At 66.9% G+C, this 22,235-nt stretch carries 15 protein-coding genes; 8 read left to right on the plus strand and 7 right to left on the minus strand.

The genetic code is table 11. The features are described from left to right. The first annotated feature begins 9 nt into the window (after positions 1-9). Entirely contained in the window at positions 10-1,293 is a 1,284-nt protein-coding gene (locus tag E5673_RS19175) for a glycoside hydrolase family 130 protein (RefSeq protein ID WP_136191220.1), read from the plus strand. 308 nt (positions 1,294-1,601) lie between these two features. Here E5673_RS19175 and E5673_RS19180 read toward each other — a convergent pair whose 3' ends face one another. Beyond that, a complete protein-coding gene (locus E5673_RS19180) occupies positions 1,602-3,575 on the minus strand; it encodes an oligopeptide transporter, OPT family (RefSeq protein WP_247599482.1) in 1,974 nt (657 codons plus the stop codon). A 161-nt stretch (positions 3,576-3,736) separates the two neighbouring features. Next, a complete protein-coding gene (locus E5673_RS19185; RefSeq protein WP_136191221.1) occupies positions 3,737-4,978 on the minus strand; it encodes an N-acetylmuramoyl-L-alanine amidase in 1,242 nt (413 codons plus the stop codon). Between the two features lie 552 nt (positions 4,979-5,530). Here E5673_RS19185 and E5673_RS19190 point away from each other — a divergent pair. The 5 genes from E5673_RS19190 to E5673_RS19210 all read left to right on the plus strand — a co-directional run bounded on the left by E5673_RS19190 (position 5,531) and on the right by E5673_RS19210 (position 13,003). Further along, entirely contained in the window at positions 5,531-8,500 is a 2,970-nt protein-coding gene (locus tag E5673_RS19190) for a ribonuclease E/G (protein ID WP_136191640.1), read from the plus strand. Positions 8,501-9,115: 615 nt separating this feature from the next. After that, positions 9,116-10,471, plus strand: a complete 1,356-nt coding sequence (locus tag E5673_RS19195) for a M48 family metalloprotease (RefSeq protein ID WP_136191222.1) — start codon at positions 9,116-9,118, stop codon at positions 10,469-10,471. Next, a complete protein-coding gene (locus E5673_RS19200) occupies positions 10,468-11,178 on the plus strand; it encodes a DsbA family protein (RefSeq protein WP_136191223.1) in 711 nt (236 codons plus the stop codon). Before E5673_RS19195 ends, E5673_RS19200 begins: the two co-directional genes overlap by 4 nt. Positions 11,179-11,315: 137 nt before the next feature. Next, positions 11,316-12,245: an ABC transporter ATP-binding protein gene (locus E5673_RS19205; protein ID WP_136191224.1), complete on the plus strand. Its 930-nt coding sequence runs from the start codon at positions 11,316-11,318 to the stop codon at positions 12,243-12,245. After that, the gene (locus E5673_RS19210; RefSeq protein WP_060526780.1) at positions 12,242-13,003 is read left to right on the plus strand and encodes an ABC transporter permease; all 762 of its coding nucleotides are present in this window, start codon (positions 12,242-12,244) and stop codon (positions 13,001-13,003) included. The genes E5673_RS19205 and E5673_RS19210 overlap by 4 nt, the downstream gene beginning before the upstream one ends. Positions 13,004-13,143: 140 nt before the next feature. Here the strand turns inward: E5673_RS19210 and E5673_RS19215 are convergent, their stop codons facing one another. The 5 genes from E5673_RS19215 to E5673_RS19235 form a co-directional block, all read right to left on the minus strand. Next, a complete protein-coding gene (locus E5673_RS19215; protein WP_136191225.1) occupies positions 13,144-14,994 on the minus strand; it encodes a CocE/NonD family hydrolase in 1,851 nt (616 codons plus the stop codon). Between the two features lie 53 nt (positions 14,995-15,047). Then, positions 15,048-15,779 carry a CPBP family intramembrane glutamic endopeptidase gene (locus E5673_RS19220; protein ID WP_136191226.1) on the minus strand — a complete coding sequence of 244 codons (732 nt, stop codon included), beginning with the start codon at positions 15,777-15,779 and terminating at the stop codon, positions 15,048-15,050. Between the two features lie 263 nt (positions 15,780-16,042). Continuing rightward, a complete protein-coding gene (gene glpX / locus E5673_RS19225; protein WP_136191227.1) occupies positions 16,043-17,014 on the minus strand; it encodes a class II fructose-bisphosphatase in 972 nt (323 codons plus the stop codon). A 61-nt stretch (positions 17,015-17,075) separates the two neighbouring features. Then, the gene (gene dapD, locus E5673_RS19230) at positions 17,076-17,894 is read right to left on the minus strand and encodes a 2,3,4,5-tetrahydropyridine-2,6-dicarboxylate N-succinyltransferase (protein ID WP_136191228.1); all 819 of its coding nucleotides are present in this window, start codon (positions 17,892-17,894) and stop codon (positions 17,076-17,078) included. Continuing rightward, complete coding sequence (locus E5673_RS19235; RefSeq protein WP_136191229.1) at positions 17,891-18,568, minus strand: pyrimidine 5'-nucleotidase; 678 nt, start codon at positions 18,566-18,568, stop codon at positions 17,891-17,893. The genes dapD and E5673_RS19235 overlap by 4 nt, the downstream gene beginning before the upstream one ends. 136 nt (positions 18,569-18,704) lie before the next feature. Between E5673_RS19235 and E5673_RS19240 the strand changes: the two genes are divergently transcribed. After that, positions 18,705-21,032, plus strand: a complete 2,328-nt coding sequence (locus E5673_RS19240; protein ID WP_136191230.1) for a S8 family peptidase — start codon at positions 18,705-18,707, stop codon at positions 21,030-21,032. Between the two features lie 184 nt (positions 21,033-21,216). Then, positions 21,217-22,215 carry an LLM class flavin-dependent oxidoreductase gene (locus tag E5673_RS19245; protein ID WP_136191231.1) on the plus strand — a complete coding sequence of 333 codons (999 nt, stop codon included), beginning with the start codon at positions 21,217-21,219 and terminating at the stop codon, positions 22,213-22,215. Positions 22,216-22,235: the final 20 nt, after the last annotated feature.

Genomic DNA, 22,235 nt, shown 5'->3' on the forward strand with positions numbered 1-22,235 from the left:
ACTGCTACGATGGATCTGTTCAACCACCAGCTGCGGCTGCACGCGGACCCTTCGCGTGTCGTCGTGCGGCCGTTCCATATCGCCTGGGGCGGTCATGGCGGCGCACCGAGCCGCACCGAACGGCTCGTCGGCGAAGTGCTGGAAATGTCGCCAGCACAGGCGCGCGCGCAGCTCGAGGTCGTGCTGAAGGATTTCGAGGCACGCCACTGGCAGACGCGGCGCGTGTTCATGACGCGCTACGACCAGATCGAGGATATGCTCGGGCTGAACGGCGCAGAGATCGGTGACGAGAAGCGCCAGTTGATCGGCGCGTATTTCTGCCACGAATACAGCTATGCCGCCGCCGCGCTGATGAACCCCAGCGCGGTGCCGCATTTCGACCAGTCGGGCATGCCGCCGGGCTCGATGCGGATTCTGATGAGCCTGCGCGCGGTCGGCGAGGGTCACATCTCCTCCGTAGCGTTCCGCGAGGGCATCATCACCTGCGAAAACCAGATGAAGCTCGCGCCCGAACCCCCGTTCGCGACCGCGACCGATGCGGTCGGCAGCGGCGAGGACGAGATGCCGATCGGCCCCGTCACCGTCTATCGCCACCGCGACAGCACGCTGAGCGGCACGGTGATCTTCCCGATCACGCAGGCGCAGTCGAAGGGCCTCGAGGATCTCCGCATCGTCCGCTTCCAGCACGAGGACGGCGACTACGAGTGGATCGGCACCTACACCGCCTACAACGGCTCGGTGATCCAGTCCGAGCTGATGCGCACGCGCGATTTCCGCGCGTTCGACCTCGTGCCGATGACCGGCCCCGCCGCGCGCAACAAAGGCATGGCGCTGTTTCCGCGGAAGGTGAACGGCCAGTACATGATGATCGGCCGGCAGGACGGCGAGAATTTGTTCCTGCTCAAGTCGGACACGCTGACCGACTGGGACGACGGCGAGAAGATCCTGACGCCCGAATATCCGTGGGAGCTGGTGCAGATCGGCAATTGCGGTCCGCCGATCGAACTCGACGAGGGCTGGCTGCTGCTGACGCACGGCGTCGGCGCGATGCGGAAGTATTCGATCGGCGCGGTGCTGCTCGACAAGGACGACCCGTCGAAGGTGATCGGCCGGACGAGCCAGCCGATCCTCGCCGCGAAGGACCAGGACCGCGAGGGGTATGTGCCCAACGTCGTCTATAGCTGCGGTGCGCTGAAGCATGGCGATACGATCTTCATGCCGTACGGGATCGCGGACAGCTCGGTGGGCTTCGCGTTCGTGCCGATCAAGGACATGCTTGCTGCGATGATGTGAGGCTAGTGGGTTAGCCCCCTTGCCCACACCAAAGCACCACCCCGGCGAAGGCCGGGGCCCAATTGAGGGACGCAGATAACGGCGGATAGCGCTCCGTTACTCCCACCTTTCCAATTGGGCCCCGGCCTTCGCCGGGGTGGTGCAAACGACCAAATGCCCTCTAACTTCTTGTTCTCCCGCGAAGGCGGGAGCCCAGTCTGGATCCCCGCCTCCGCGGGGAAACACGCTCACCTACCCCCCTCTCCCCTCGGGGGAGAGGGAAGGGGCCCGCCCGGCTCTTGCCGGGTGGGAAAGGTGAGGGCACGCGCCTAGCGCGAAGCCGCAATAGTCCGCCGGTACATCACCCACGTCAGCACCGCGAACAGCAGCGTCCCGCCAAGCAGCGCCACGCTCGCAAACCCGTCCCCAACGAGCGCCAACGGCGTCTCCTTGTTGGTCAGATACACGATCCCCGCAAAGCCGACGCCCCACAGCGACTCCCCGACGATCATCCCGGTCGCGGTCAGCACACCCATCCGCTTCGCCAGTTCGGGATCCCGAGCCCGATCCGCCCAACGATCGTAAGCAAACCCCACGACCGCCCCGATCGTGACCGGCAACGTCACCGACATCGGCAAATACACACCGAGCCCGACCCCCAGAGGCGGCAACCGCAGCTTCCCCGCCTTGCCGAGCAACTCATCGACCGCGATCACCAAAACGCCGGTAAGCGCCCCATATCCGATCATCGCCCAGTTGAGATTGCCCCCCAGCACACCCTTCGCCAGCGCCGAGATCAACGCCGCCTGAGGCGCCGCCAGCGCATTCGGCCCTGCCCCCGGCGCCCCCGCAAACCCGAGCGTACTCCCGAGCAAGTTCAGCACAGGCGGCACGACGATCGAGCCGAACACCACGCCGATCAGCAACGCGACCTGCTGCTTCCACGGCGTCGCGCCGACCAGTTGGCCCGTCTTCAGATCCTGAAGATTGTCGTTCGAGATCGTCGCGATCCCGAACACGATGCCCGTCACGATCAGCCCGTACGCGACCAGCGCCTGCGTCGTTCCCGGCTCGACCGCACGGCCGAACCAAGACACCAGCAGGATCGACGCAGCCAGGATGGCGAGGATGCCGATTCCCGACACCGGCGAATTCGACGCGCCGATCAGCCCCGCCATGTACCCGCACACCGCCGCGATCACGAGACCGATGACGAGGATGAACACCAGGCTGCCCGCGATCAACCCGATCGCCGACGCCTCCAGCGGCCCGCCCTGCAATACGGTCCAGAGCAGGATGCCGATCGGCACCAGCATCGCCAGCGAACCGATCCCGACGATCCCGATCGGAATGTCGCGCTCCTCCAGCGCCAGCACTTCCCCGCCGCGCTTGGCCGCCGACGCCGCCAGCGCCGAGCGGACGCCGCCGACCACCGGCCCGGCGATCTTCAACAATGTCCAGATCGCCGCGACGCCGATCACGCCTGCGCCGAAGAAGCGCACGTCCGAGCGGAACACGGTGTTGGCGATCACTTCCGCGGTCCCGGTGACGCTGCCGCCCGAGGTCAGGATCGGCAGCAATATCCACCAGCCGATCACCACGCCCGCGAACATCGCCATGCCGACCGAAATCCCGACTAGATGCCCCGCGCCGAGCAACGCGAACGACAGCCCGCCCGAGATCCCGGTCGCGCCCGCGCCGACGCGGAACCACGTCGCGGCTTCGGCAGCGGCGAGCTTGGTCTGCGTCAGGATCGCGAACCCGGCCGAGACGACCGCATTGGCGACGATGATGCCGAGCCCGCGCGCGCTCTCCTCGCCGCCCTCGCGACTGCCCGCGCCGACCTTCAGCACCTCGGCGGCCGCGCGGCCTTCCGGATACGGCAGCACCGTGTCGACGACGAGCGCACGGCGCAGCGGCACCGAGAACAGCACGCCGAGCACGCCGCCGAACATCGTGATTGCCGCGGTGGTGAAGAACGGAAAGCCCTGCCACCAGCCAATCATCACAAGGCCCGGCAGCACGAAGATGATCGCCGCGAGCGTGCCTGCGGCGGACGCGATCGTCTGGACGATGTTGTTCTCGAGGATCGTCGAATCCTTGAACAGCCGCAGCACCGCCATCGAGATCACCGCGGCCGGGATCGACGTCGCGAATGTCAGCCCGATCTTGAGCCCGAGATACACGTTGGCCGCGGTGAACAGCAGCGTGATGATCCCGCCGAGCACGATCCCGCGAAACGTCAGTTCGCGCATGCTGGTCTCGGGGCCCGTGTCGGTTACGCCCCGCGTCGCGTCGGTCATGTCGTCAGCCTCAAAACAATTTGGGCGACTTGTGGCATGATGTGCGATCAGAGGAAACAGTATCGACCGTCACTAGCTTGTTCTCCCGCGAAGGCGGGAGTCTAGACTGGACTCCCGCCTTCGCGGGAGAACAAGGAGGAGGGAGCGCCCCCTCCCCAAATCTACCGCGCCGCCATCCGCCGCGCGAAATGCACCTCGACCGCCCGCGTGACGCTCTCCGCGATCCGGTGCCGCCCCTCTTCACTGTCCAGGAACGCCGCGTCCTGCGGGTTCGAGATATACCCAGTCTCGAACAGGATCGACGGCATGTCCGGCGCCTTCAAGACCATCAACGACGCCATCCGGTGGAAGTTCGCCTTCAACGGCATCAACGGTTTCGCCTCACGCCCCAGCAGCCGCGCGAATGTCGCCGACGCGTTCATCGTCTCGCGCTGCGTCAGGTCGATCAGGATCGACGACACGTCCGCGGGCGCCTCGCCGAGGTTCACCCCCGAGATCACGTCCGCCTTGTTCTCGCGCGCCGCCAGCCTTGCCGCTTCCTTGTCCGACGCAACCTCAGACAACGTGTACGCCGTCGCCCCGGTAGCGTTCTCGGAACCCGTGCTGTCGCAATGGATCGAGATGAACAGATCGCCCTTCAGCCGCCGCGCGACGCCATACCGCTCGCGCAAAATCAGATAGCGGTCGTCGTTCCGCGTCAGCGCCACGCGGACGCGCCCAGACGCGAGCAACTCGTCGCGGATCGCCTTGGCGACCTTCAGCGTCACGTCCTTCTCGCGCAGCCCATTCGGCCCGATCGCGCCCGGATCGACACCGCCATGCCCCGCGTCGATCACCACGAGCGGTCGCGTATCGTCGCCCTGCACGCGTGGCAGTTTCATGCCCCGCGCCTTGGGCGGCACCGGTACCGACACCTTGTACTTCGGCCGCGACGCCGCGCCGAAATTGAATGGGAAGAAGTTCAGCGGCCCGGCGATCCCGGCTTCCGCGAACTGGTCGTAATCGACCGTGCGCAACGCCAGCGTCAGCTCGCGCCCGTCGGAATCGAACCCGCCGTCGGTGACGATCGCCGGCTCGGCCAGATCGAACACCATCCGCATCCCCGATCGCCCGCTGCGCATCTGCGTGACACCAGTCACCAGACCGCGCCCCAACACCTCCCGACCCGGCGTAGCGCCCGACACGTCGACCGCGATCTGGCGCGGGCCGGTCAGCACGCGGCTGGCGGCATCGCCGACTGCCTCGTCAAAGCGGATGACGATCCGCCCGTCCCTGATCGCGACGCTCTGCACGGTTGCCGCCCAGGCGGGGACGCTCGCCAGCCAGCCGGCGATGAGGGCGATGACCGTCAACACCCCGCGTCCTTGCCGTGCGGCCCTGCCGCCGGTCCAGCGAAAACCCATGCTACACCCCTTTGATCGATACATCCGATCTCTGTGAGCGAGCGATAGCGCCTCGCATCACAAGACGCGGTTGCGCAGTGCGGTTAATTTGCCGTTTGCCACGTATTGGCCGGCAAGGCTCTGCCGCCCCGGCAAGTCTGCGCCTCGCTGCCCCTAATTCGAGCCGAAACGCCCGCGAAAGCGTCGGTTCCGGGGCCAGTTGCGAGATCGGGTATGCAGTGCTAGTCCTGTCGTACAGCCGTGTGTCGCCTGGATTTTACCAGCGACGCGCCGGTCTCGACGCCCGCCAGCGGATTCTCGCCGGCGCGGCAATTCAGGTTGACGCTCGAATGACGCATTCCCCCCGCCCCGCACTCCGACCGGCCTTCGCCGACGGACTCGCGGTCGTGCGGGCGCCGCAGGGAGAGTTCCCGCGGCATGCACTTCGCGCAGAGGCAGTTTCGCATACCATCCGCGAGTCCGGGCGTCCGTGCCCGACCGCACCACCATCAAGCGCGCGACGGCTGCCGACAGGCCCGGCGCGCGCGCGGAGAATCTATAATGACAACGCGCATGCTGATCGACGCACGCCACCGGGAAGAGACCCGGATCGCAGTCGTCAAGGGTAACCGGATCGAGGAATTCGATTTCGAGAGTGCCGAACGCAAGCAGCTCAAGGGCAATATCTACCTCGCCAAGGTCACGCGGGTCGAGCCGTCGCTCCAGGCGGCGTTCATCGATTACGGCGGCAATCGCCACGGCTTCCTCGCATTCAGCGAGATCCACCCCGATTACTACCAGATCCCCAAGGAAGATCGCGACGCGCTGCTCCGTGAAGAAGCCGAGCACGCCGCCGAGGAAGCAGCCCTTCGCGCCGACTACGACTCGGACGACGACGAGGGTGACGACGAGGACGACATCGAGCGCTTCGAGGACGATGGCGGGGTAGATCCCGACGTCGCCGAAGAACTCGAGGGCGGCGAATCCGGCGAAGCCCCCCGTCGCAAGCGCAAGCCGAGCGCCGACGATGCCGCGGTCGAGGACCTGCGCGAGCGTCGCATGAACCTCCGCCGTCGCTACAAGATCCAGGACGTGATCCATCGCCGCCAGGTGCTGCTCGTCCAGGTCGTCAAGGAGGAGCGCGGCAACAAGGGCGCGGCGCTGACCACGTACCTGAGCCTCGCCGGTCGCTACTGCGTGCTGATGCCGAACACGTCGCACGGCGGCGGCATTTCACGGAAGATCTCGAACGCGGGCGATCGCAAGCGCCTCAAGACGATCATGGCCGACATGCAGTTGCCACCCTCGATGGGCTGCATCGTCCGCACCGCGGGCCTCCAGCGCTCGAAGGTCGAGATCAAGCGCGACTTCGATTATCTCGCCCGCCTCTGGGACGGCATCCGCGAAGCCACGCTGAAAGCGTCGGCCCCCGCGCTCGTCTACGGCGACAGCGACCTGATCAAGCGTGCGATCCGCGACATCTACAACAAGGAAATCGAAGAGGTCATCGTCGAGGGCGAGGACGGCTATCGCCAGGCGCGCGAGTTCATGCGCCTGCTGATGCCGACGCACGCGCGGCGCATCAAGCATTACGCCGATCCCGTGCCGCTGTTCCAGCGCGCCGGCGTCGAGGATCAGCTTGCCGCGATGTACCACCCCGTCGTCCAGCTGAAGTCGGGCGGCTACCTCGTCATCAACCCGACCGAGGCGCTCGTCTCGATCGACATCAACTCCGGCCGGTCGACGCGCGAGCACAGCATCGAACAGACCGCGACCGCGACCAACCTCGAGGCGGCTCAGGAAATCGGCCGCCAGCTCCGCCTGCGCGACATGGCCGGGCTCGTCGTCATCGACTTCATCGACATGGATAACAATTCCAACGTCCGTAAGGTCGAGAAGGCGATGAAGGAGGCGCTCAAGAACGATCGCGCGCGCATCCAGATCGGCCGCATCTCGTCGTTCGGCCTCATGGAAATGAGCCGCCAGCGCCTGCGCACCGGCGTGCTCGAAGCATCCACGCGTGCCTGCCCGCATTGCGAGGGCACTGGCCTCGTTCGCACCGCGTCGTCGTCGGGCATCTCCGCGCTTCGCCTCATCGAGGACGAGGCCGCCCGTGGTCGCGGCTCGCTGCTCACCCTGCGCGCGAGCCAGGAAGCGGCCGTGTACATCCTCAACCGCAAGCGCGCCGACATCGCCGAGATCGAGGATCGCTACGGCGTGATCGTCGAGATCATCCCCGGCCAGGACGAGGAAGGCGCGCACATGACGGTCGAGGCCAGCGGCCCGCCGCCCGCGCACGCCCCGAAGTTCGTCCAGATCATCGAGGAAGACGAAGACGACCTCCCCGAGGAGATCGAGGACGAGATCGAGGAGGAAGAGGTCGAGGAGACCGAGGCCGAGCAGCCGCGTCGTCGTGAGGGGGGTCGTGAGCCCCGCGAAGGCAATGGCGAGCAGCGTGCGCCGCGTGAGAACGGTCGCGATGCGGACGGTGAAGGCGGCAAGAAGCGTCGTCGTCGTCGCGGTCGTCGCGGTCGTGCACGTCCGGGTGAGGAAGGTGCAGCAGAGGGCGTCAACGAGGACGGTACGTTCGAGGATGCCGACACCAACGTCGAGGAGATCGACGAGGTCGAGGGCGACATCGTCGAAGTCGGCGGTGGCGAAATGGTCTCGGCTGGTGCGCCATCCGAGCAGGCTAACGGCGCAGAGGGCGAAGGCCGCCGTCGTCGCGGTCGTCGGGGACGTCGTGGCGGTCGCCGCAACGAGCAGGGTTCGGAGAACGGCCAGTCGGTCTCCGTCAGCAGCATCGACGATGCCCAGCTGATCGCCGAGGCTCCCGAGCCGGAAGCGTATGAGCCGGTCGAGTCGACCTATGCCGAGCCGCCGTACGAACCGGCGTTCGAGCCGGTCGTCGAGGAAGCCCCGGTGGTGGAAGTCGCCGAGGGCCCGAAGATGCGCCGTCGTCCGCGTGCCCGTGCGGCAGCCGCAGCGGCGAACATTGCCGAGGCGGTCGCCGATGCAGCCCCCAAGGCACGCCGTGGTCGCAAGCCACGCGCGGTCGAAGCGGACGCCGAGACGGTTGCGCCGGAGCCAGTGGTTCCGGAGCCGATCGTTCCGGAGCCCGTCGCGGCCGAGCCGGCTGCACCGAAGCCCGGTCGTCGCCGCCGCGAAGCGGTCGCAGAGGCGACGATGGACGAGGTGAGCGCAACGCCCGCCGAGACCATCGAGGCGTCGGCGCCCAAGCCCAAGCGTGCACGTCGCAAGGCGTCGGACGCGGTGGTCGAAGCCCCAGCGGTTGAAGAGGCGGTCGTCGAGGAAGCCCCCGTCAAGGTCGCCAAGCCCCGCGGTCGCCCACGGAAGACGCCGATCGTCGAAGCCGGCGACGCTGCGCCGACCAGCGAGCCCCTCGCCGAGCCGATCGCAACCACCCCGCCCAAGGCCGAAGTCCAGCCCCAGGACGTCGCGACCCCCCGTACCGATGACGGCGCCAACGACGACCCCGACGGCGCCCCCCGTCGCGGCTGGTGGCAGCGCACCTTCGGCTAACCCCGGACGCTGCGACCAAAGAACGGGCGCGACCGGAAGGCCGCGCCCGTTTTCGTTTGTAGGGGGCGGGAGGGGCGTGAGACCGCACGCTATCCGTCACCATCCAAAGCTTCCCGTGGTAACGGCGAACGGCAAAAAGCTTGTATCCCCGCGAAGGCGGGGACCCAGACTGGGCACCCGCCTTCGCGGGTGAACAAGACACGAGAGCGACGCGAGGTTTGGGTTCCAGCGCCGTAGTGACGCATGCCGAACTCCACCCACCACCACCCCGGCGAAGGCCGGGGCCCAATTGGAAAGGTGGCAATAACGACGCGCTGCCCTCAGTTAGCCCGGTCCCCCAATTGGACCCCGGCCTCCGCCGGGGCGGTGGTCTGATAGCCAGGGAGGAAACCAATAGCCGGGTAAATGGCCGACAGCCGGCGCAGCAACCTCTTAAGCCCCCCCCCTCAAACCCCTGTCCTACACACCAAACCCTGCTCCCCTCCCCCAATGCCACCCGCACTCCCACCAACCGCAAAACAGCTCCCAGCGTCTGCACTTCCTATACTTCACTCCACCGCACGCCCGACCGCACGACCATTGCCCCCCCGCCCCCAATCGACGATACCCCGTAATATGAAGCGTCTAGTAGCCGCCGCAGCCACCGCCCTCCTCCTCTGGACGACGCCCCTCCAGGCCCAGTCGATCCTCCGCGACGCCGAAACCGAAACCATGTTCGCGGAGATGTCCAACCCGCTGATCAGGGCGGCCGGGCTCTCGACGCGCGACGTGAAGGTCGTCCTGATCAACGACGACTCGATCAACGCGTTCGTCGCCGGCGGCCAGACCGTCTACGTCCACTCAGGGCTCATCCAGGCGGCCGACAACGCCAACGAAGTCCAGGGCGTCATCGCACACGAACTCGGCCACATCGCCGACGGCCATGTCGTCCTCGCCGATCGCGGCACCAAGCCCGCAATGGGCATGTACCTGCTCTCGATGGTGCTCGGCCTAGCCGCGATGGCGGCCGGTTCCGGCGAGGCAGGCGCCGGCATCATGGCGGCGGGGCAGCAGGCGGCGATGGGCAGCTACCTCTCGTTCAGCCGCGTCCAGGAATCGACCGCAGACGCGACCGGCGCGAAATTCCTCCGCGAGGCGAACGTCTCGGGCCGCGGCATGCTCAGCTTCTTCAAGAAATTGCAGCAGCAGGAATACCGCTTCGGCACTGCGAACATCGATCCGTTCATGCAGTCGCATCCGCTCTCCGGCGAGCGCGTCGCGACGCTGACTGCCGACCTCCAAGCCTCGCCCGCCTGGGCCAACAAGCCCGACGCCGCGCTGGAGGAACGCTTCCGCCGCGTGAAGGCCAAGCTCGCCGGCTACGTCATGCCCGCCGACCAGACGCTGCAAGCCTACCCGCCCAGCAACCAGTCGATCTACGCGCACTACGCCCGCGCCTACGCCTATCACAAAGCCGGCTACCCCGAGAAGGCCGACGCCGAAGCCAACGCACTGGTAAAGGCCGAGCCGACCGACCCGTATTTCCTAGAGATCAAGGGACAGATCCTGCTCGAAGCCGGCAAGCCCGTCGAATCGCTCGCCCCGTTACGCGAAGCAACCGAAGGGTCGCGCAACAATCCGCTGATCGCCACGACCTTCGGACACGCGCTGATCGCGACCGAGAACAAGGCGAACTACCCCGAGGCGACCAGGGTCCTGCGCACCGCGGTAGGTCGCGACGACCAGAACCCGTTCGCCTGGATGCAGCTCGGCACCGTCTACGAACTGACCGGCGATACCGCGCGCGCCGCGCTCGCCACCGCCGAGCGCGCCAGCATGGGCGGCGACATGCGGACCGCGTCGGCGAGCGCGCAATATGCCCTCGCGAACATCCCGGCGAACACCACCGACTGGATCCGCGCACAGGATATCGCGATGGCCGCGCAGAACGAGATGGACGACAATCCCAAGCAGTATAAGCGCCGCAAATGAGCAAATTTACATTCCCCGCGATCGCAGTCGCGGGCGCCGTCATCGGAGGCCTCGCGGTCTGGGGCTATGACCGCCAGGGCGGCGGCGTCGAGCGCGCACAGGTCGAATCGATCGTCCACGACTATGTGCTCGCACATCCCGAGATCCTCCCCGAGGCGATGGAGAAACTGCGCGACCGCGAGTCGGGCAAGACCGTCACCGCCAACCGCGACGCGATCGTCACGCCGTTCGGCAGCGCCTGGGCCGGCAACCCCAACGGTGACGTCACGCTCGTCGAGTATTTCGATTACAATTGCGGGTATTGCCGCGCGAGCCTGCCGATGATCGCCAAGCTGATTGCGGCCGACCCCAAGGTCCGCGTCGTCTTCCGCGAACTCCCGATCCTCAGCGCCGAAAGCCGCATCGCCGCCCGCGCCAGCCTCGCCGCCGCGCAACAGGGCAAGTTCGCCACCTTCCACGACGCGCTCTACGCCGGCGGCCCGGTCAGCGACGCCTCGATCGCCGCGGCTGCGAGCAAGGCCGGAGTCGACACGACGCAGGCGAGTTTCACCAAGACGGCCGACGCCGAGATCGCCAAAAACATGGAAACCGCCGCCAAACTCGGCATGACCGGCACCCCCAGCTGGGTGGTCGGCGACCGCGTGTTGTCGGGCGCGCTGCCGCTCGAAGACCTCCAGAAAGCCGTAGCAGCCGCTCGGGCCGGTTGACGCTCCTCTCCTTGTTTCCCCGCGAAGGCGGGGACCCAGTCTGGGCTCCCGCCTTCGCGGGAGAACAAGAAGGCGCGGGAAGGCCTATCATTCACGTGCCACCACCCCCATCTGACACCCACGAAAAAGGGGTGCCAATGACCGAACCGATCCTGTCCATCGCGGGCGTCACCAAGACCTACAAGAGCGGCACCACCGCCCTCCACCCCGTCGACCTCGACATCCAGAAGGGCGAGATCTTCGCCCTCCTCGGCCCCAACGGCGCGGGCAAGACGACGCTGATCAGCATCATCTGCGGCATCGTCACGCCGTCCGCCGGCACGATCAAGGTCGCGGGCTACGACGCGATCCGCGACTATAAGCAGGCCCGCAGCCGCATCGGCCTCGTGCCGCAGGAACTCAACGTCGACATGTTCGAGACGGTGCTCGCCACCGTCACCTTCAGCCGCCGCCTGTTCGGCCGCTCGGGCCACAGCGCGTACATCGAACAGGTGCTCCGCGACCTCTCGCTCTGGGACAAGCGCGACGCGAAGATCCGCGAACTTTCGGGCGGGATGAAGCGCCGCGTGCTGATCGCGAAGGCGCTCGCACACGAACCCGAAATCCTGTTCCTCGACGAGCCCACCGCGGGCGTCGACGTGGCGTTGCGCCGCGACATGTGGAAGCTCGTCCACCGCCTGCGCGAAGGCGGCACGACGATCATCCTGACGACGCATTACATCGAGGAAGCCGAGGAAATGGCCGACCGCGTCGGCGTCATCAACAAGGGCAAGCTGCTGCTCGTCGACGACAAGGCGTCGCTGATGAAGAAGCTCGGCAAGCGCGAACTCGACATCGCGCTCCAGGACCCGATGACGACGATCCCCGCAGACCTTGCCGACTGGGATGTGTCACTGGAAGACGACGGCAAGCGCCTGCGCTACGTGTTCGATGCGCAGGCCGACCACACCGGCATCCCGTCGCTGCTGCGCAAACTCAGCGAACTCGGCATCGGCTTCAAGGACCTCGAAACCAGCAAATCGAGCCTCGAAGACATCTTCGTCGATCTCGTCGGAGAACGCGCATGAACACTCACGGTATCTGGGCGATCTACCGCTTCGAGATGGCACGAGCGCTGCGCACCTTGTGGCAGAGCCTCGTCACGCCCGTTCTGACCACCTCGCTGTATTTCATCGTCTTCGGTGGCGCGATCGGCAGCCGCATGCAGCAGGTCGGCGGCGTCGGCTACGGTAGCTTCATCGTCCCCGGCCTGATCATGCTGTCGCTGCTCACGCAGAGCATCTCGAACGCGTCTATCGGCATCTACTTCCCCAAATTCACGGGCACGATCTACGAGCTGTTGTCGGCGCCCGTCTCGGCGATGGAGATGGTGATCGGCTATGTCGGCGCGGCGACCACCAAGTCGGTGATCCTCGGGCTGATCATCCTCGCGACGGCGTCGTTCTTCGTGCCGCTCCGCATCGAACACCCGTTCGCGATGATCGCGTTCCTGATCCTCACCGCGGTCGCGTTCAGCCTGTTCGGGTTCATCATCGGCGTCTGGGCCAACGGCTTCGAGCAGCTGAACTTCGTCCCCGCGCTGCTGATCACGCCGCTGACGTTCCTCGGCGGCGCGTTCTACTCGATCGACATGCTGCCCCAGCCCTGGCGGACGTTCAGCCTGTTCAACCCGGTCGTCTACCTGGTCAGCGGCTTCCGCTGGAGCTTCTTCGGGGTCGGCGACGTCGCGGTCGGGGTCAGCCTCGCGGTGACGGCCGGCTTCCTCGCGGCATGCCTGATCGCGATCGCCTGGATCTTCAAGACCGGCTGGCGGATGAAGAACTGAGTTGAACGTCAGAGACCACCACCCCGGCGGAGGCCGGGGCCCAGTTGGGAGGACGGTAATAACGAAGGACCGCACTCCGTTACCTCGACCTTCCCAACTGGGCCCCGGCCTCCGCCGGGGTGGGCAACTGTCCGCAGACCCTAGCGCATAACCGGCAACGTGATCCGCGAGCCCGCGCAAACCCTTTGCGTCGCCTTCACGTAATCCGCCGCCTTCGCCCGCACGATATTCGGCACGAACGACTGCGGGTTGCGGTCGATCATCGGGAACCAGCTCGACTGGATCTGCACCATGATCCGGTGCCCCGCCTTGAACACATGGTCATGGTCGCGCAGTGGCACGTCCCACGCGACTACCTTCCCCGGCACCAGCGGCTGCGGCGCCGTATCGCTCGCCAGGAAGCGCCCGCGCCGCACCTCCATCGCGATCGGCAGCTGATACCCGTTCAACGTCTTCGCGTAATCGCCCGGCCGGGCCTGAGACTTGTCGAACGCCTCGGTATCGTCGGGCAGCACATCGATAAGCTTCACCACGAAATCGCTGTCCGTCCCGCTCGTCGACGCCTGCAACGTCGCCGACAGCGCGCCCGTCACGGTCAAGTCCGCGGCCAGTGGCTCCGACACATACCCCAGCACATCGGGCCGGTGATCGACGAAGCGCTGGTCGTCCGCCTCCCACCACGCCCAATCCGGGCTGGCATACGTCGCCGACATCGGTCGCCGACGGAATGGCACCGGGTTCGCCGGATCGGACACGTAGTCGCGACATCCCTCGCCAGCGGCCGGCGCGGTGAACGACAGGCTGCCGTCCGCATGCAGATACAGCTCGGTCGCCTTCGCGCCCGTCGGAGGCCAGGCAGCATAGGTCTTCCAGACGTTAAACCCCGACTGGAACATCTTCGCCGCAAAGTCCGGCCGCGGTCCTTTACCGTGCAGCCAGTATGCGAAGAACGGCGCCTGGATCTGTTCCTGGAACTGCGTGCCACTCGCCGTGCCAAGCGGGATCGGCCCGAGATGATCCGCCACGCCCTGCCACCCACCATGCCGCCACGGCCCCGCCACCATCTGCGCCAGATGGTTCGGGTCGTTCCGCTTCTGGCGCGCGTAGATCTGCCACGAGCCCCACGGATCCTCCTGATCCCAGAACCCCGCGACGTTCAGCGTCGGCACGGTCGTCTTGCCCAGCGAATCGGTCCAGCGTTGCGCCGTATAGAACGCGTCGTGATTGGGGTGATCGAGCAGCGACGTGAACATCGGCACGCGGCCCTTCAACACGGTCCGGTCGATCGCCTCGGCCGACCCCGCCTTCAGGAAATAGTCGTAGGTATCGCTCGGATACGCGAAGTCGGAATTCTTCGTCTTGTCGAGTTGCAGCGACGACACCCAGTCGGTCGCATAGCTCAGCCGTAGCGCGCCGTTGCGGTGCAGGTCGTCCGACTGCCAGTAATCGATCCACGCTGCCTGCGGAGACACCGCCTTCAGCGCCGGATGTGGGTGTGCCAGCGCAACGGCGGCGGCGAAACCGGGGTAGGACACGCCCCACATGCCGACCTTGCCGTTGTTGGCCGGGACGTTCTTCACCAGCCAGCCGACGGTATCGTACGCATCCGTCGCCTCGTCGACCGCCTTCGGATCGTTCGGATGGACTGCGGTCGACAGCGTGAAGACACCGTCCGACTTGAACCGCCCGCGCATCGACTGGAACACGAAGACATAGCCGTCCTTCATCAACGGTCCGAAGCGATCGGCGGTGGCGAATGGCGCATCGGGCACGCCGTAGGGAGTCCGCTGGAGCAGGATCGGCAGCGGCCCGGTCATGCCGCGCGGCCGCATGATGACCGTCTGCAACTTCGCACCATCGCGCATCGGCACCATCACCTCTTCGAAGGTAAAGGGGGATTGGGTCGCACTTTGCGGCGCGGTCTGCGCGACCGTGGCGACCGGGACGGCTGCGGCGACTGCAAGCGCGAGCAGGAAGGCGTGACGCGACATGGAATTTCCCTTCGTGGACCGTGCCACGATTGGACGAACCCGCGCCTGCGAAGTCAAGCCGCGCGCCATGCTCCGCTCAGTATCGGGCGCAATACCAGCGAGTTGAGATCGATCAGCGCGTGCAGCAGCATCGCCAGCCACAGTTCGCCGGTCATCAGATACACCGCCGCCATCAGCGCGCCGACCAGCGTGGTCGCGATCACGCCCGCCCGCCCCTGATACAGATGCATCGCGCCGAACGCCGCGACCGCGACACCGAACGCGACGAACGGGCTGCCGGAGACGAGCGCGACCAGCAGCGGCAGGAGCAGGCGGAAGGCGAGCTCCTCGGAGATGCCCGCCACGATCGACATGGCCGCGGCATGCGCGATCTCCGGCCGGTTGCGCGGGAGCAGCGAGCCGACATTGCCGACAGTCTTGAGGATACGCCAATTGCGCCGCGTCGCGAGCACCGCGCCGATGATCAGGCCACCGAGCGCGCTGCCGCCGATCATGCCGAGCAGTTCCGCGCGGCTGTAGCCTTCAAAGCTGGGGAGGAGCATGCGGAGGGCGTCGAACTCGGGCGGCACGGTGACGAGCGCATCGAGGCGTCCGAGCAAGGCTAGTCCGATCACCGCCGGCAGGACGAAGGCGATCGCCGCCTTGGCGATCCACAGGCGGTAGGTCTGCTGGCGCGAGGCTGTGTCGGAGAGGCGCTTGATCCGGCGGTAGCCGAGCAGGTCGCCCTTGAGGAACCAGACGAGGCTCATGCTCGTGACGAGCAGAAGGACGTTGGGAAGGATCATGCCGACACTTCGCCCCTCATGCGTTCCACCGCTCGGCCTTTATGTTCTCCCGCGAAGGCGGGAGCCCAGTCTGGGTCCCCGCCTTCGCGGGAACACATGGTGGTTGGTTCACCACCCTCACCCAGCGCTCCACCCCGGCGAAGGCCGGGGCCCAATTGGAACGTCCGGCGTAACTAAGCGCGGCGCTACGTTAGCGGCGTTTCCCAATGGGCCCCGGCCGTCGCCGGGGTGGAGCTTACTTTGCAACTGGGATGGTCACCAGATCAGTCAGTCCGATGCTCACCCTTGACCCAACGCACCGTCCCCGAAGACGCGCGCATCACCACGCTCTCGGTAGTCATCTTGCCCTTCTTCCGCTTCACGCCAGCCAGCAGCGACCCATCGGTAACCCCAGTCGCCGCAAAGATGCAGTCGCCCTTCGCCAGCTCGGAAAGGTCATACTGCTTGTCGAGATCAGTGATCCCCCACTTCGCCGCACGCCCGCGCTCGTCGTCGTTGCGGAACAACAACCGTCCCTTGAACTGCCCACCGACGCAGCGCAGCGCCGCACACGCCAGCACGCCCTCGGGAGCACCACCCGAACCCATGTACACGTCGACGGTCGTCTCGGGATCGGACGTCGCGATCACGCCGGCGACGTCGCCGTCACCGATCAGCATGATCCCGCAACCGACCTGGCGCAGCTCGGCGATCAGCGCCTCGTGACGCGGCCGGTCGAGCACGCACACGATCAGGTCGCGCGCCGGCACGCCCTTCGCGGCGGCGACGGCGTTGATGTTCTCGGTCGGCGTCTTGTCGAGATCGATGATGCCCCCGGGATAGCCCGGGCCGACCGCGATCTTGTCCATGTAGACGTCGGGCGCGTTGAGCAGCCCGCCCTCTTCGGCGATCGCCAGCACGGCGAGGCTGTTCGGCCCCGCGGTCGCGCAGATCGTCGTGCCTTCGAGCGGATCGAGCGCGATGTCGATCTTCGGGCCGTTGCCGATCGCCGAGCCGACCTTCTCGCCGATGAACAGCATCGGCGCCTCGTCGCGCTCGCCCTCGCCGATTACGACCGTGCCGTCCATGTACAGCGAGTTGAGCGCCTCGCGCATCGCCTCGACCGCCGCTGCATCCGCTGCCTTCTCGTCGCCGCGCCCGACGAGCGTGGAGGCGGCGATCGCCGCCGCTTCGGTCACGCGGACCATTTCGAGGACGAGTACGCGGTCGAGAACCTGGCTGGCGGCAGCGGTCAAAGTCTATCTCCTCGGTATGTTTCGACCCGGATAGGCAGCCCCCGCCGGGTTGTCGACCCGATCAGTCCCTCAGCAGGTCGTTGATCGAGGTTTTGGAACGAGTTTGCGCATCGACACGCTTGACGATCACCGCGCAGTACAAGGCCGGCTTGCCGTCCCCGCCACCGATCGAGCCCGGCACGACGACGGAATAGGGCGGCACTTCGCCCTTGAACACTTCGCCGGTCGCGCGGTCGATGATCTTGGTCGAGGCGCCCAGATACACGCCCATCGACAGCACCGCGCCCTCGCCGACGCGGACGCCCTCCGCCACTTCCGCGCGCGCGCCGATGAACGCGCCGTCGCCGATGATGACGGGGTCCGCCTGCAACGGCTCGAGCACGCCACCGATGCCGGCGCCGCCCGACAGGTGTACGTTCTTGCCGATCTGCGCGCACGACCCGACCGTCGCCCACGCGTCGACCATCGTCCCCTCACCGACATACGCGCCGATGTTAACGAAACTCGGCATCAGGATCGCGCCCTTGGCGATGAAGCTGCCGCGGCGAGCGACCGCGCCAGGAACGACGCGGATACCCGCCGAGCGGAACTCGGCTTCACCCCAGCTCGAGAACTTCGACGGCACCTTGTCGAACCCCGGGGACCCCGCCGAACCGCCGTCGATCACGACGTTGTCGTTGAGCCGGAACGAGAGCAGAACTGCCTTCTTCAGCCACTGGTTGACCTGCCAGCCATCAGCGATCGGCTCGGCAACACGCGCGGTGCCGGCATCCAGCATCGCCAGCGCGGACTCGACAGCGTCGCGAACCTCGCCCTTGGTATCCAGGCCAAGGTTCGCGCGGTCGTCCCAGGCGGCGTCGATGATGGTCTGCAAGGTCATGATGTCTCCAGGATGGTTTCGAGCCATGGCGCAAGCACCGGCACGGTAAAATCGATGTGATCGCGCGCCGCGTCGGGCGACTGCTCGGAGCCGTTGTCGATCCAGACGGTCGTCATCCCGATCGCCTTGGCCGGCGTCAGGTTGCGCGCCATGTCGTCGGCGAACAACGACTCCCGCGGATCGATGTCGAACGCCGCGCAGAACCCTGCATAGGCGGATGCATGCGGCTTCGGCATCAGGTTCATCGCGTGGATGTCGTGGATCGCCTCGAAGCTCTCGCCGAGCCCGAGCCGGTCGAGGATCTTGAGCGCATAGGGCTTGTCGCCATTGGTGAAGACGAGCTTGCGCCCCGGCAGCTTGGCGATCGCGGCGACCAGCGGTGCGTCATGCTCGATCACGTCCATCTCGATGTCGTGGACATGCGCCAGGAACGCATGCGGATCGACCTGATGCTCGGCCATCAGCCCCGACAGCGTCGTGCCGTGATTGTGGAAATACCCCTTTTGCACGCGCCGCGCCTCGTCATGCTCCAACCCGAGCAGGTCCTGGATAAACCCGGTCATCCGCGCATCGACCTGCGCGAACAGGTCCGCGCTCGCCGGGTACAGCGTGTTGTCGAGATCGAAGATCCAGTTGCGGACATGGTCGAGGCGGGGGTCAAGGCGGGCAAGCATCGGCCGGAACCTCTACGGACCGCCGCGCGCGGCGACAAGCGGGGTGCGACACTGCCGACCTTCAGGGCCGATGTTTACGATCGCGTAAGGCTTTGCATTCCAGTATGTTACGGAAAATTACAAAAGGGCGGACTGGATGCGCGGCACGAAGGCGGGGCTGCTGAGAACGGCGGCGGTGGCAAGCGGCCTGCTGCTCGCCGCCTGTGGAGGCGGCGGCGGTGGTGGCGTCAACAGCACGCCCGCCCCTCCCACGGTTTCCACGCCGACACCGCTTCCGACACCAGCGCCCACCCCTGCCCCGACTCCCGCGCCGACCCCGACCCCGACACCGACACCGTCCAGCAACGACACCGGCGAATATCGCGCGACCGTTGGCGCGGTCTCGATGAACGCGCTGGCCGCGTACAATGTCGGCGCGACCGGCAGGGGGATCGGCGTCGGCGTGATCGACAGCGGTATCGACCTGCAAAGCCAGGAGTTCGGCAGCCGCGTCTCGTCCTCCTCGCAGGACGTCGCCGGCAATAGCTCGATCGACGACGAGGGCGGCCACGGCACCGCGGTCGCCTTCACGCTGGCGGGCCGGAGTAATGGCGCAGGCTCGCACGGCGTGGCATTCGACGCGACGCTGATCGTCCTGCGCGCCGACCGTCCCGGTACTTGCGCCACCGCGAGCAAGGACGACGAGGATTCAGGCTGCAAGTTCGGCACCGACGCGATCACCCGCGGGCTCGATGCGGCACGCACGGCAGGCGCGAAGGTCGTCAACATCTCGCTCGGCGGCTCCGAGATGCCGCAAAGCCTGAAGGACGCGATCGGCCGCGCGACTGCCGCCGGGCTGGTCGTCGTGATCGCGGCGGGCAATGACGGTTCGGTCAATCCCGATCCGTTCACCAACGTTGCAGGCGAAGCGCAGGGCCGCAACCAAGTGATCATCGCCGGTTCGGTCGGCGCGAGCGACGGGATCTCCACCTTCAGCGACCGCGCGGGCACCGGCGCCGCGCACTTCCTCACCGCGGTCGGCGAAAGCGTCCGTGCGCCCGACGCGACCGACACCGCCTATCTCTGGTCGGGCACGTCGTTCGCCGCGCCACAGATTTCCGGCGCGGTGGCGTTGCTCGCGCAGGCCTTCCCCAACCTGACCGGCGCGCAGATCGTCGACATCCTGTTTCGAAGCGCACGCGATGTCGGCGCGCCCGGAGTCGACGCGGTCTACGGCAATGGCGTGCTCGACCTGACGCGCGCGTTCCAGCCGCTCGGCACGACCTCGATCGCGGGATCGAAAGCGGTCGTCTCTACGACCGGCAATGCCAGCCTGTCCGCGCCGATGGGCGACGCCGCCCAAGGCGAACTCGGCGCGGTAATCCTCGACGGCTACAGCCGCGCGTTCGCGATCGACCTCGCCAAGACGATCGCCCGCCGCAGCCCGGAACGCTTGCTCGGCGGCGCGCTCCAGTCCCGGTTTCGCACGGTCGCGCTGGCGCAGGGCGGCAGGACCGTATCGATGACGCTAGCGCCGCGCGCCAACGGCGACGTCGCGCTCGACCGCACCGCGCTCTCCACCGCCGACGCGACCAGCGCGCGCGCGATCGCTGGAATGGTGACGCAGAAGCTCGGCAGCACTTTGTCGTTCGGCTTCGGCTTCGCACAAGGTTCGGGCGCGCTCAGCGCACAGCTCTCGGGCCAGTCCGAACCCGCCTTCCTGATCGCCAACACCGGCGGCATGGGCTTCGACAGCAACACGCGAGCGTCGAGCGCGATGCGGCAGAGCTTCGGTGGCTTCGGCTTCACCGTCGGAATCGAGAATGGCGACGTCCTGACGCAACGCGACAGCGACCTCCGCCTGCGCGACCGATGGCAGCGCTCCGGCTACAACCGGGTCTCGCTGGCAGTCGATCGACGCTTCGGCGCGCTGTCGACGATGGTCGCCGCGACGCGGATGGACGAGCGCGACACCGTCCTCGGCGCGCGCTTCGACGCGGCGCTCGGCGCGACCCGCGCGGCAACGTGGTTCGTGGACACCAAGGCGCGGTTCGATGCGGGGAGCGGCTGGAGCATCGGCGGATCGATGCGCCAGGGCTGGACCCGCGCAGCCGTCCGCGGAGGGCTAAGCGGCGACGGCCTCGTCCGCACCAACGCGTTCGCGGCCGACATCGGCAAGGACGGTGTATTCGCCCACGACAGCATCGGCCTCCGCATCGCGCAACCGCTGCGCGTAGCCCGCGGTGGCATCGACCTGGGGCTGCCAACCTATTTCGACTACACGTCCGGTACCGTCACCGACTGGACCACCCAACGCCTAAACCTCGCCCCCCAAGGCCGCGAACTCGATGTCGAGATGCGCTACGGCGTGCCCGCATTTGGCGGCGGCCTGGACACCAACCTGTTCTTCCGCCGCGACCCCGGCAACTTCGCGGCGCTCCCGAACGAGTACGGCATGGCGATGCGGTACAGCCTGGGCTTCTGATCCCTTCCCCCCTCCCTGAAAGGGAGGGGCTGGGGGTGGGTCGGCCCGATCGAGCCACAACCCTGCGAACATGCGGAACCCAACCCACCCCCAACCCCTCCCTTCCAGGGAGGGGAGCCGAAGCCGAACAAACCATTCGACCCAAACACTGGATAAGCTACCGGTCGGTACCTATCTCTGCCGCATGACACGCTATTCCCTGCTCGATCTGGTCCCCGTCATCGAAGGCGGCACCGTCTCCCAATCGCTCGCCAACGCGGCCGACCTCGCGCGGCACGCCGAGAGCATCGGGTTCCAGCGCTATTGGGTCGCCGAGCATCACGGCATGACCGGCATCGCGTCGGCCGCGACTGCGGTCGTGATCGCGCACATCGCCGCCGCCACGAAGACGATCCGCGTGGGCTCGGGCGGCATCATGCTCCCCAACCACGCACCGCTGACGATCGCCGAGCAGTTCGGCACGCTCGACGCGCTGTTCCCCGGCCGCATCGATCTTGGCCTCGGCCGCGCACCCGGTTCCGACCAGCGCGTCGCCCGCGCAATGCGCCGCACGCTCGAGACCGACGCCAACGCCTTCCCGCAGGATGTGATGGAGTTGCAAAGCTACTTTGCCAACGACGGTCAGACCGGCATCGTCGCGACGCCGGGCGCCGGCGCGGACGTTGAGATGTGGATCCTCGGCTCCAGCACGTTCGGCGCGCAGTTGGCGGCAGCACTCGGCCTGCCCTACGCGTTCGCCTCGCATTTCGCGCCCGATGCGCTCGATGCCGCACTGGCAATCTACCGCCGCGATTTCCGCCCGTCGGCGCGCCTGTCGAAGCCACACGTCATGGCCGGCTTCAACGTGTTCGCAGCCGAGACCGACGCGGAGGCAGAACTGCTCGCCACCTCGCAGCAACAGTCGTTCGTCGCGCTCCGCACCGGCAACCCTGGCAAGATGAAGCCGCCCCTCGCCGGGTACCGCGAGTCGCTCGGCGCGCAGGGCAACCAGATTCTCGACCACGTCCTGCAATGCTCGGCGGTCGGCAGCCCGGCCAAGGTCGCCCGCGGCATCGCGGCGTTCGTCGAGCGGACCGGCGTCGACGAGGTCATGGTGACCAGCGCGATCTACGACCACGAAGCCCGCAAGCGGAGCCTCTCGATCACCGCCGACGTCATGCAGGACTTGAAGATCGCCGCATAAGGCTGGGCCTGTGATCACGG

The organism is Sphingomonas sp. PAMC26645 (genome assembly GCF_004795835.1).
Lineage (GTDB): Bacteria > Pseudomonadota > Alphaproteobacteria > Sphingomonadales > Sphingomonadaceae > Sphingomonas.